Source organism: Xenorhabdus miraniensis, assembly GCF_002632615.1.
Genome location: NZ_NITZ01000004.1, coordinates 135,687 through 147,523 on the forward strand (window position 1 = coordinate 135,687; position 11,837 = coordinate 147,523).

General features: G+C 40.3%; 10 protein-coding genes and 5 pseudogenes. 6 read left to right on the forward strand and 9 right to left on the reverse strand.

Translation table 11 applies throughout. The features are described from left to right. Window positions 1-268 precede the first annotated feature (268 nt). Together def and Xmir_RS05695 are read left to right on the forward strand one after the other, a co-directional pair. Window positions 269-775, forward strand: a complete 507-nt coding sequence (def, locus tag Xmir_RS05690) for a peptide deformylase (RefSeq protein WP_099113438.1) — start codon at window positions 269-271, stop codon at window positions 773-775. Between the two features lie 179 nt (window positions 776-954). Further along, the gene (locus Xmir_RS05695) at window positions 955-1,353 is read left to right on the forward strand and encodes a hypothetical protein (RefSeq protein ID WP_099113439.1); all 399 of its coding nucleotides are present in this window, start codon (window positions 955-957) and stop codon (window positions 1,351-1,353) included. 222 nt (window positions 1,354-1,575) lie between these two features. Here the strand turns inward: Xmir_RS05695 and loiP are convergent, their stop codons facing one another. The 3 genes and pseudogenes from loiP to Xmir_RS05710 all read right to left on the reverse strand — a co-directional run. Then, window positions 1,576-2,328, reverse strand: a complete 753-nt coding sequence (gene loiP / locus Xmir_RS05700; protein ID WP_099113440.1) for a metalloprotease LoiP — start codon at window positions 2,326-2,328, stop codon at window positions 1,576-1,578. A 559-nt stretch (window positions 2,329-2,887) separates the two neighbouring features. Beyond that, window positions 2,888-3,568, reverse strand: a complete 681-nt coding sequence (gene mutH, locus Xmir_RS05705; protein WP_099113441.1) for a DNA mismatch repair endonuclease MutH — start codon at window positions 3,566-3,568, stop codon at window positions 2,888-2,890. Window positions 3,569-4,156: 588 nt separating this feature from the next. Beyond that, window positions 4,157-4,339: pseudogene (locus Xmir_RS05710) on the reverse strand (HTH-type transcriptional regulator SgrR); the annotation flags it as partial. A 134-nt stretch (window positions 4,340-4,473) separates the two neighbouring features. Between Xmir_RS05710 and Xmir_RS30015 the strand changes: the two are divergent. The 3 genes and pseudogenes from Xmir_RS30015 to Xmir_RS05720 form a co-directional block, all read left to right on the forward strand. Continuing rightward, a complete protein-coding gene (locus Xmir_RS30015) occupies window positions 4,474-4,644 on the forward strand; it encodes an IS1096 element passenger TnpR family protein (protein ID WP_279627204.1) in 171 nt (56 codons plus the stop codon). Then, the gene (locus tag Xmir_RS05715; protein WP_422646037.1) at window positions 4,586-4,867 is read left to right on the forward strand and encodes an IS1096 element passenger TnpR family protein; all 282 of its coding nucleotides are present in this window, start codon (window positions 4,586-4,588) and stop codon (window positions 4,865-4,867) included. Before Xmir_RS30015 ends, Xmir_RS05715 begins: the two co-directional genes overlap by 59 nt. After that, window positions 4,813-5,121, forward strand: a pseudogene (locus Xmir_RS05720) (transposase); the annotation flags it as partial. The gene Xmir_RS05715 and the pseudogene Xmir_RS05720, both read left to right, overlap by 55 nt. On the opposite strand, the pseudogene Xmir_RS28070 reads toward Xmir_RS05720, so the two are convergent. From Xmir_RS28070 to Xmir_RS05745, 4 genes and pseudogenes are all read right to left on the reverse strand, one after another. After that, a pseudogene (locus Xmir_RS28070) lies at window positions 5,108-5,941 on the reverse strand (ISAs1 family transposase); the annotation flags it as partial. The pseudogenes Xmir_RS05720 and Xmir_RS28070 sit on opposite strands and share 14 nt — an antisense overlap. Before the next feature lie 136 nt (window positions 5,942-6,077). After that, a pseudogene (locus tag Xmir_RS05735) lies at window positions 6,078-6,830 on the reverse strand (IS5 family transposase). Between the two features lie 136 nt (window positions 6,831-6,966). Further along, window positions 6,967-7,926, reverse strand: coding sequence for an AEC family transporter (locus Xmir_RS05740; protein WP_099113445.1), 960 nt, complete (start codon window positions 7,924-7,926; stop codon window positions 6,967-6,969). Between the two features lie 68 nt (window positions 7,927-7,994). Then, the gene (locus Xmir_RS05745; RefSeq protein ID WP_099113446.1) at window positions 7,995-9,224 is read right to left on the reverse strand and encodes a beta/alpha barrel domain-containing protein; all 1,230 of its coding nucleotides are present in this window, start codon (window positions 9,222-9,224) and stop codon (window positions 7,995-7,997) included. Window positions 9,225-9,310: 86 nt separating this feature from the next. Here Xmir_RS05745 and Xmir_RS05750 point away from each other — a divergent pair, with 86 nt between their 5' ends. Next, window positions 9,311-10,261 carry a LysR family transcriptional regulator gene (locus Xmir_RS05750; RefSeq protein WP_208620392.1) on the forward strand — a complete coding sequence of 317 codons (951 nt, stop codon included), beginning with the start codon at window positions 9,311-9,313 and terminating at the stop codon, window positions 10,259-10,261. A 77-nt stretch (window positions 10,262-10,338) separates the two neighbouring features. Here the strand turns inward: Xmir_RS05750 and Xmir_RS05755 are convergent. Both Xmir_RS05755 and leuB read right to left on the reverse strand, forming a co-directional pair. After that, window positions 10,339-10,527 (reverse strand): annotated as a pseudogene (locus Xmir_RS05755) (SgrR family transcriptional regulator); the annotation flags it as partial. A gap of 175 nt (window positions 10,528-10,702) precedes the next feature. Further along, window positions 10,703-11,836, reverse strand: a complete 1,134-nt coding sequence (gene leuB, locus Xmir_RS05760) for a 3-isopropylmalate dehydrogenase (protein ID WP_099113447.1) — start codon at window positions 11,834-11,836, stop codon at window positions 10,703-10,705. Between the last annotated feature and the right edge of the window lies 1 nt (window position 11,837).

The window sequence follows — 11,837 nt, forward strand, 5'->3', positions numbered from 1 at the left end:
TAAAAATAATATAATAAAAAACATTATGCCAAACGATATCTTTTCGTTTGGCATTTTTTTGTCTGATTAATTTATAGAGGGATCTCTTAAAAGTCGCATTTCATTTATGTGGAAAAATATCAATCTTGATAATTACTGATCTCGCATTGAGAATAAGATATATTTAATCTCAATCAGGAATATATACTCAATCGTTGACAGACGGCATGTAAAACTTCAGCTTGAAAGAGGGTATATGGTTAAGGGTATTAAAAGAGGGTAATCAATTATGGCGATTCTAGATATACTGACAATTCCGGATGAAAGGCTAAGACAAAAATGTGTCGATGTTACTGATTTTGACAAAGTTCAGACGTTAATTGATGACATGTTGGAGACGATGTACAACACCAATAATGGTATTGGTTTGGCAGCGCCACAGGTGGGTCGGAAAGAAGCTGTTTTGATTATCGATCTTTCGCCAAACCGTGATCAACCGTTGGTTTTGATCAACCCCAGGGTTGTTGAAAAAGAACGTCGTGTGTTGAATCAGGAAGGCTGTCTGTCGATACCGGGGTATTACGCAGATGTCGAACGGTTTGAAAGAGTGAAAGTAGAAGCATTCGATCGGCATGGTAAATCGGTTACAGTAGAGAGCGAAGATTTTTTATCGATTGTGATGCAGCATGAAATCGATCACTTACATGGCATTCTTTTCATCGATTATTTATCCCCCTTGAAGAGACAAATGGCGCTGAAAAAAGTAAAAAAATATCTCAATAGCAGGAAAAGCTAACAAATAGAGAATAAAAAAATAGGTGATTATTTCTTAATGGCATCGTATTTTTTCCTATTTTGGGATATCTCATTGTTATTCGATTGACTAATGATAAATATACGTAAAAAATCTTAAAATTCAGTTAACGGATAGAATTTAAATGATTTGATGTTAATGATATAGGCAGGGGAATAATTGTGACCGGAACAGGTGATATTGCATATTATCAACAACCTAATTTTTCCATTGAACTGAGTCTGATAGATACAACGGATGCTAAAGAGGGGACTTATTTGATGATACTGGATGCAGAGGGCATTAGAAATGCCCGGGTGCCCTCAGTTAAAGTTGGTGGTGAAATCGAATATGTTAATATTCCATCAACTGCCAGCAGCAACAAGGTTGTGTGTGCTATTTATATCAAAGATAAGGGTAATAGCAGTTACCCACTGGTTGGCACTATTTATCTTAACTATCATCCACTATCAGAACTTGTTGATATTACTACAGTAAAGATTTCTCCAGAATCTCAATTAGGCTTAAATGTAGATAGAGTGGATCGCACCAAGTTTAATTTTAAACTGAAAGCAAAATAGAGAATTCAGGGGCTTTCCAGCGGGTGGTCAGTCAAAAGGCCACCAAATGATTGCATGATTTATTTGTTATGTACCGTGGGATGAAACGATTTGGCTGTCTGTTTGCGGGTTCATCGCAATTTTCGGCAAGTGAGACTTGCGAAGGTGATTGCCATTTGGCGGGTGTGGTGCACCGACTGCCAAGCGGTGCCACTGACACCGCTACAATCTGTACAGAACTTATTATTTCTTGTCTGCTGCAATACGATCACGAACGTGTTGAGCACGCTCTTTTGAAGGCGGGTGTGAATCAAACATGCTGCTTTCACCACTGCCCAGTTTAGCCAGTTTCTCGAAGCTGGTTGCTAAACCTTCAGTGTTGAGATTGCGTTTTTTCAGCAGATCATAAGATAAGTCATCAGCCTGACTTTCCTGATGCTGCGAGAACTGCGAGTTGATCAGTTTTTCACCCAGTGCTGCAAGCTGAGAATCGCTCAGCTGTGCGGCTACACCACCGGCTGATGCAGCTGCGGTACGTGCAGCAACTGTAGCATAAGCAACCTGCATTGCTTTACGGGTGTGGCCCAGTGCAACGTGACCCATTTCATGGCCCAGAACGCCTTCGACTTCATTGTCGTTCATCATGTCCATCAGACCGCTGTATACACGCACACAACCGTTAGCCATTGCCCATGCGTTCACATCATTAGTCAGATAAACTTTATAGTTAACTGGTGTACCGTTAATTTCGTTACCTAATGCTTTGGCGATTTTATTCAGACGCTTAGTGTATTGGCTGGATGCTGGTGCAACTTTATTCTGTGCATCCATATCCTTACATGCTTGGTCAGATAACTGTTTGACATCAGAATCACTTAGTGTCGCCGCCTGGAATAATTGCATTCCGGAGTGAGCCAGCATTCCCTGATCAATATTCTTACAACCTGTCAGAATTACAGCAGAAACAGCTACTGCAACAAGAGTTTTAATTTTCATAATGTTTTTTTTCCTTTGCAATACATGCAACTATAGTATTTTAAGAGCGTTAAAAGACTATGGATTCTGCTAAAAATAACAACAGGAATAAACTCTAATATTTATGATTATGTGAATTTGGTAACATTTTTAAAAAATAATCAAATCATAAGTAAAATAATTTAGTTTAAATTTTTTTAACAAAAATTACTCCCTACAACACGATTACTATGATCAACTACTGCTGCAACGTGCAGGTCTTTATGTGTATCGACAGTAAAGAGACAAGCCGTCAGGCCCTTCCTGAGTCACGCGTACTGTAAGGAGAGTCCTTTTGGCGTATTCTTGTCACCGACAGATCAAAGGCAGGATACGATTTTGGTCAATCACCGTATGGGTCAGGAAACGGAAAAAATGCCATGCACCAGAAAAATAGATTAAAAAGATCTTCGATCTATAGCATCTGACAGAGGTATTTTTATTGTCACCATAATAGAGACCCCGTTAATTCTTCTGCCAGTTCACCTGATGATGGTGTAGATAAATATCTCACAATATTAAATTGTGAATTTCTTCGGTATTACAAGAAAAAATGGCGAGCCAATAATGGTGCCGTAAAATTTTTCTTTAAATAAAAACCTCTGGGGAGTGTCATGATGGGCTGACCATATTCTCCTATTGCTTCTGTCAGTGCCCGGCTATTAGCTGCTTTGGGGCGCAATTGTAGTACTTCACCATGACGGGCAGTAATGCTCTCAACTTTACCCAATACAATGAGATCCATGAGTTCCTCCCAATCGTGTCGCAGTAACTCTTCTTCGGTGGCATTCGGGCTCCAAAGTAACGGAGAACCCACGCGGCGTTCCGAAAGTGGAATGCTTCTTTCCCCCTCAACAGGTATCCACAAAACACGGGATAACTTACGTCTGACATGACAGTTTTCCCATGTAATACCACTGTTACCTGTTAAAGGCGCAACGCAGACAAAGGTTGTTTCCAATGGGAAGCCTTTGCTATCCACAGGGATCGTTTTTAGTTCGATACCGATATGTTCAAAATCCTGTTCAGGTTTACTGCCCGCACTTGCACCTAAATAATATTCAAGCAACATACCGACCCAGCCTTTATCACGTTTTAAATCAGGAGGAATGGGGAGTTTTGCCTGTGCAGCAAGTTCACCCATAGAGAAACCTGCCAGAGAACGGGCGCGATCGAATAATTGTTGTTCGTTTTCAGGTGATGCCGGAGGTGTAAAGTACATGTTATAAACTATATTTTTGACTGGTTAAAAAATGCTCTTGTTGATTATTGGCGATCATTGATAGCCCATCATTATAATGATTGTTTTGATAATAGCATGATATAGAAGATCTTTTAATTTATGTTCTCTGCATTAAAAAGAGACTTGTTATGATTGTTCACCTATTCCCAGTGATAATAAACAGGATCTTACACTATGTTATCCACAGATTTATGGGATAAGTGGTAAAAAGTGAGATCACTGGTTTGATTTACAGCGCTAATGAATGATGTTTTCTACAAAAATAGGCGATTTTTGTTTAACTAAAAGGCATATCCTGTGGATAAATTCACCATTGATTGATATTTGCTCAGTGTGAGCAAATATGAAAACTTTAATGTGTGACATACCTTATAAAAAGGGGCATAAAATGTATTAACATAATGAAAAATAATGGGTATTTATTGACGCTTATTGAGCGTTAGAAAACAGGCAATAAAAGTATACCCGCTTTACCCCTCACTTTTTCACATACATATCCACAGAAAAAGTGAATAAAATGGTTCTTGTCAGACAATAAATGTTTATAACTTTAGCTTTTCCTGTGAATTATCCTTCTGGGGGCGTAAACCACGCAGATTTAAAATCAAACCAGCCAAAGGTATTCATTTTTACCCCTCTCATGCTGCGTTGGCCTTGTAATTCGAGCCAATGATGGAATAGAGGATGCAGCCAATGTTGATCAATCATGTTTTCACACCACTCTTCGACAGATAAACCGTTTTTTCTCCATTAAAGATGGAAAGCATAAAAAAGTCTGGGGCACTTTGCTCAATTAGCAATAGAATGAGCAACTAAACATATTTATCAGACATCTCATCATGAAAGCCTATGTCGTGAAAGTCGCCCTTCGGGGTATCAGTCCTATGGTCTGGCGTCGCTTCAGGCTATCAGGCGAGACTTCTTTAGCGGCTTTTCACTATCTCATTCAGATCACTCAGGGATGGCAGAATGATCAACTGCATCAATTCCATATTTATGGTTTATGGCAAAAATTACGGCATTTCCTATTCCGGCGGGATTGCGTTTCCGGATAACCCTTACAAAATCACGCTGGATGACTTTGAATTTGATGTCGGTGATCGTTTTACTTATGAGTACAACTTTTCCGAGAACTGGCTGCACGATATCCGTATTGAAGCTATTCTTCATGCCGATGAAACGGCAACGGTCAAAGATATTCGTTCATTGATTGAGGTGATTAAGGATATTTATCACAGGCGTTATGCGATGAGTTGGAAGCGGAAGGGATCACGTTAATCACAAATGTCCGCAGTAATGTGAAAGCCAAAGCGTTATCCCTTTGGGATAAGTTGGTGTTACGAAGGCGATTTCTGATAGAGACAGTCATCGATCAACTCAAAAATATTTCTCAGATAGAGCATTTGAGGCATCGCAGTCAGCTCGGTTTTCTACTGGAAATCGCTGCTGGTCTCATTGCTTATACATTCCAACCTAAAAAACCGAGCTTGAATTTACGGGAGGCTGATATTGCTATTCTTAAACGAAGCTGAGGTTAATATAATAACGTCGTTCATCACTCTCTGATTTTCCCTGCTCTTCACGCAAGGATTCCACCACCGCGATGCCCCCCTGTATTTGCCACTGAGGATGCCGTTCCCGCAACCAATCGATATCGTTAATCAGCCACAACTGACGCTGTTCGATACGACCATGATCGCTCTCCATGCTCTGGCTCTTGGTGTGAGAAATCCCCGTAAACTCTTTCGTCAATTGGGTATCTAAAAAGAGTTTGATATTGTCATGAAACTCGCCCTGATTGCCTTTTAACGCCAGCACATAATCGGCCTTCCTCTCAACAATCTGGTCAGAGATTTTATACTGGCAGCCCATCGTGTCAATCGTGACAGTAGCACTTTCAATATCCAGCAAGACTAGCAATTTGGGGAACGCGGTAATTTCGTTCGATGTATCCGAGACTTTCACCTGACCAAAGCAGAGTTGATTCGCGACTGACCAAGCACTGACCAGGTGGAGGGTCGGCGTACCATTGGCTTTGTCGAGCGTTCTCTACAACGTTTTGCCATCCAACGCGATAATGTCATTGGATATTTTGGCTAAGCTGTTCACCCATTGGGCAAAAGCGTGCCCAAATTCTTGGGGGACAAGTCGGTTTATCACATCGTTAAAGGTATCATGGCTGGGGATGCCATTAGGAAGATCCAGAAATTGCCGAAACCAGTCTTCTTTGGATTTACCGTACTCTTCAATGGCATTGAAGCCTTCACAACCACAGATCACGACACAAATCGCGATGGTCAGAATATCGATGAGAGCATACTGTTTAGTCCGGCTAACACGCGGATCAGTGAGGTGTCCAAAGGCATTGCTGAGGGTCGTTGCTTACATGACAGTTTCTACAGTTATCATTGACAGCGTACTGATGATAAATCATAAACGACGACCAATCCTATTCTTATATACGAATACACTCAGTTAATCACGTTGGTCAATTTAGACCCGTTTGCCCTGGTAGCCAGACAATAATAAACGCCAGTGCCAGCATACTGGCGTAATTTCGCTCAAGCTTGTCGTATTTTGTTGCTATAGCATGAAAATGTTTTATTCTGGCAAACGTATTTTCCACTAAATGTCGGTAACGGTATAAACATGTATCAATCTTATTATCGGGTTTTCGGTTGTTTTTCCTGTAGGGAATAACTGGCGTTGCACCTTCATGTTCGATGGCATCCCTGAAGACTTCGCTATCGTAGCCCTTAATCTGCAATGACAAAATCCGAGGCGGGGGATTGCGCGACCAGACTTTCTGCATGGATGATATCATGAGTTTGACCACCCGAAAGCTCAAAATGCACAGGCAAACCGTAACTGTCTACAGACAAATGGATTTTGGTTGAGAGTCCTCCACAACTTTTGCCGATGGCTTCATCTTTCTCTGACGCCGCCCCTGAACTAGGCTGATGGGCACGTACAATACCGTCGTCAATGAGGCTGGATAACCAATTGAAAATAAAATGCAAAGCGCCATTGTTTGACCACGCATTAAAACGTTGAAAGGTGCTATTCCATTTCCCAAATTCGGGGAGGGGGGCAGATCGCGCCACGGAATTCCGGTTCTCATGTGATAAAGAATGCCTTCAAGGGTCTGGCGATGTGTAGTTTTATGGTAAACAAGTCCAGTCTGTTACATAAAGGCAGATAGCTTATTCCATTGTGTATCTGTTAACATAGTCTGCGGCATGATGGTGAGGTTGGGTTATTTTTTGGCGAAAACAATTATACCTAGTCATCATGCTGTTCAATAATCCTTCGCAAAACATCAACACGTCCTAGTGCTGAGAAAATTTCTTACGGCTGTAGGACTAAGTACCAGAATGTCACGCAGGCAATAATTGTAAAATAGTTGGTATTGTGACCAGTGCAATAAGCAGAGAAATGATAATGGAAAAAGAAATAACTTCCTGTTTAAAACCATATTTATTAGCAAAAACATAAACTCCTGCTCCGATAGGCTGTGCAGCCATGACAATCGCGGTAATTAGCCAAATATTATTTACCTGCTGCATACCAAATAGATAGTAAGCACAGATAAACGTAATCAACGGCTGTATCCCTAGTTTGAGTAACAACATCGGCATAGCCAGTTTTAACGTCTTTCCGTTGATATGCTCTTTGGCCTTCAGCCGAGATAATCCCAACCCCAAAGCGAACAGTGCTGTTGGACCTGCGGCATTACCAAGAAATTCAGCAAATGTTTGCAAAAACATCGGAACGGGAATGCCGAAACAAACAAAAATCAATCCCGCAATCACTGAGATAGTTAAAGGATTACTCAATGTCGTCTTTAATGCCCCAACGAGACTTTGATTAATGGATATTCTTCCAGCCGATTGGTGAGTAGAAAAAATATCGTAAGTAATGATAACAGCCATGATAGCAGGAATGTTATGCAAAATTGTTGCAATAGCAGCAGGAAGCGCAGCAGACTCACCATAAACCGAAATCAGTATTGGAACCCCCATATACCCAGTTGTACCATAACATGCACCCATACTCAGTATCGATGATTGTGGCAAACCAATCCCCATGACTTTTGCCATCAACATTCCCAAAACATACACGACACAAATACCAGCAAGAGTAGCAGCAATAAAACCCCACTGTTGCAATTCACTAATTTCTGCACGAGCAATAGCAAGAAACAATAAGGCAGGGAGTGCAATATAGAGTACATAATCATTGATCAACTTATCGGAAAGCCCACTATCAGGACGCAAACGTCCAAAGCAATACCCAATAAATATAACCAGAAATATTGGTGCAACTATCATAAACATTTAAAGCCAACCTCATATTAGTTTAATATATGGTGACATACTCCCCCAGATTTAACTGGGGGGATATGTTATTTTAAGAACTCCCTAGTATATTTTCCAACAGAAGATGTATATAAAACATCTGTAGCATAGAACTGCTCTAACTGATTTCTAATTTGCTCAAATTCCTTTTCTTTTCTTGAGTAAATTTCAACCAGAATGCTATCAAATCTTTCTTTTACTTGCTGAACAAGACTAGGATCATTCGCAGCATCAAGCAACCCTTCATCAGACATGATTTTTTGTAATGTTGCATCATGTAATCCTATGCTGTTCAAAAAATAAGGTATATCACGAGCAGCGCCAAGGAATGAAGGAATATTAGCTACTCCCATATTTTCTTGCTCAACAATATGCCCACTGACTGGTTTATACAAATCAGGAATAGATAAAAATGTACGTTCAGTCAATCGTGCCGCATCTAATACAAGAGAACTATCAAGATATTTATCCTTAATAGAAATTGATTTCTCTTTGAAAATAAAATTTAGAATTTCAATTGCGGGCAACCCAGATCTATTTCCAGTACCAGCAAATCCTCCTTCAATTAAATTGAAGCCGTTATAAATAGATACTAACGCATTTTGTAGTCCCAAACCTCTATCATTATGGGCATGCAGGCAAAAATTGACCAAAGGGTAATCATGGCGTAGGTTAGCAGCCAGTATAGCCATTGCTTCAGGGTATATCGTTCCTAATGAATCATTAATTCGAACTACATTGATATCCATATGTAGTGTTCGATCAATCTCTTTTATTATTTTTTCATAAGATACTTCATCTACTCCTGAACTAAAATTGTTTAGCAAACTCACTCTAAAATTTGTAAAACCATAGCCACGAAGCTCTTCAGTTGCTCTTTCAAATGTTTTTTCATCTGATTTATGCGAAACCATTCCAAAACTGATAGTTACATATTTTTTAAATTCATCAGGAAAATATTTAAATTGCTTCATAAGAGGTTCATGACAATTTAATAACATGATAAACGAAAATTTAGCATCAGATGGGAGTTTATTTTTATGAACAAGCTGCTTTATAACAGAGGCTAAATCTGTTGGATCTTTTGGACCAGAGCCAAAAACAATGTCTCTTACCCCAGTTTCAAATATAGTCGATATTAAGGGGATTTTTCTATCTGTTTGAACCGAAAAAGGACACCTTTCAGAGCCTTCTCTCAGTGTTTCATCCAAAATGCCATCAATATTAAAATTTGAGAATCGTGGTTTATGATTCTTAGGTAATGTCAATAAGGCCATATCGTAACCTCTTTTTTTAATTTATTTTATTTTTATTAAAAAATATTCAGCTCAACAATGTTGCCAAAGTGTTCTTTTTTTGTTAAATGAATAATTTCTTTCTTATCATTGAATTTATCAATAATAGTGACAAGGGCGGTGCTATGAAGCAGGGGACTAGTACTAATCATTTCAATGGACGCAGTATTACTCTTGAGCAACTACGTGCCTTTGTGTTTGTTGCTACACATGGAGGATTTGCTAAAGCTGGCGAAGAATTGGGGAGAACACAATCTACACTCAGCTTCAGTATTAAACGGCTTGAAGATGATATTGGTTGCCGTTTAATCGATAGGCGTCAGGGGCATATTATTGGGTTAACTGATGAGGGGAAGCAGCTTTTACCTGCTGCAAAGGAAATTCTTTCCCGTATGACGCAAGCGTTACAATTAGTGAAAAAATTCCAATTGAGAAGCAAAATTGCGCTCGGTGTACCTAATGATTTCAGTATTACAAAACTGCACAAAGCAATTTCTTGGTATCTTACTGCACATCCTGAATTAAAAATAGAGATCACTGCTGCTTCATCGCTTACACTTTCTGCTCTACTGGAAAAACAACAATTAGATATGGCGATAACAAAAGAAATAGCAGGAAGACCGATTAACACCAATGATAAAAGTATTTTACTCGTTGAACCATTGCACTGGGTTGCCTCAGAGGCCTTAAATTTCAGCGAACTCCAAGAAATTCCTCTGGTTATTTTTCCCAAGGGTTGTGTTATCCGCCAATACGCAACAAAAATGCTGGATCATGTGAACAAACCGTACTTCTTTTCGTATGTCAGTTCTTCCTTTGAGGACATAAGAAGTGCAATATCACATGGTTTGGGAATTGGGTTACTACCACGCAGTGCATTAACCGATGACCAATGCGTACTATCCACCAAACATGGAGTTCCTAGTGCTCCAGCCATTCAGCTTATTTTACATGTTGCAGATCAAAGTGATTTGCACACACATTTTGCTGATTATCTACGCCTCTCATTATCAGACTAATGACAGTATAAGTATCGAATAAAGCTCCTCCTGTCCACACACAAGCCGTTGCTCTCGATTTTTCTTAAGCACAACAGTTTTCCTCGCCCCGCTTCTGCATGCCATTGTAACCAGCCCGCTTGCTGCATGTTATTCAATAAGGAACGGATGTGACGACGTGAGCAATGAAGAATATCCGCCAGTGATTGCAAGGTGGTTTCAGTTTTTTTGCCTTGATAATGTTGCCATAATCGGATGAATTGTTGTTGTAAGCGAGAGGTCGGCATAAAAGGGGAACTCCACTGATTTTTTCATCAATTTTTGTTTCCTTATATTAAGCCGATAATGAACAGGAATTAAAGTAGTTCAGGAGAGAGGATTTCTCTCACTGACTCCCGGTTTTTTTGAGTAATGGTATTTTTACCAGCCAGTAAGTTATCTTACTGGCTCTTTTCATTAAACTCACTCGGTGATATAGCGTGCAACGATATCACCCATTTCATCGGTACTGACTGTTTTGCCATTACCGGCTAAGTCTGCGGTACGATAACCTTGCTCCAAAGCATGATTGATAGCTTGTTCAATGGCATCTGCTGCTTCATTGTGCCCAAGGCTATAACGCAGTAGCAGGGCTACGGATAATATTTGTGCAATCGGATTGGCAATGTTTTTGCCCGCAATATCAGGAGCTGAACCGCCGGCAGGTTCATATAAACCAAAACCTTTTTCATTCAGGCTGGCAGAAGGCAGCATTCCCATTGAGCCGGTGATCATGGCACATTCATCGGATAAAATATCGCCAAAAATATTGGAGCACAACAGAACGTCAAACTGAGCAGGATCTTTGATCAACTGCATGGTGGCGTTATCGATGTACATATGGCTGATTTCAACGTCAGGATAATCTTTGGCGATTTCACTGACAACTTCACGCCATAATACGGAACTTTGCAAAACATTTGCTTTATCAATCGATGTCACTTTATGGCGGCGCTGGCGGGCAGATTCAAAAGCAATGCGGGCGATCCGTTCTATCTCGAAACGGTGATAGATCTCAGTATCAAAAGCACGTTCATATTTTCCTTCGCCTTCACGTCCTTTTGGCAGCCCGAAATAGATACCGCCAGTCAGTTCACGGACACATAATATATCAAAGCCTTTTGCAGCGATATCATGGCGAAGCGGACAAAATGATGCTAACGCCGAATATAAACGGGCTGGCCTTAAGTTACTGAATAATTTGAAATGTTTTCGTAATGGCAATAATGCGCCACGTTCTGGTTGCTCGGTGGGAGGCAAATGCTCCCATTGAGGGCCACCGACGGAACCAAATAAGATCGCATCCGCTTTTTCGCAACCTGCAATGGTTTCTTTAGGCAAAGGACAACCATGGCGATCAATGGCTATCCCTCCTACATCATATTCACCGGTTGTGATACGAATATTGAAGCGGTTACGGATCGCGTCCAACACTTTATAGGCTTGTTTCATTACTTCGGGGCCAATGCCGTCACCGGGCAAAACAGCAATGTGGTACTGAGTAACCCCTTGCTTGCCAGAAATGGCATGGTTTGAAATAGATTGGCTTGAAGACATG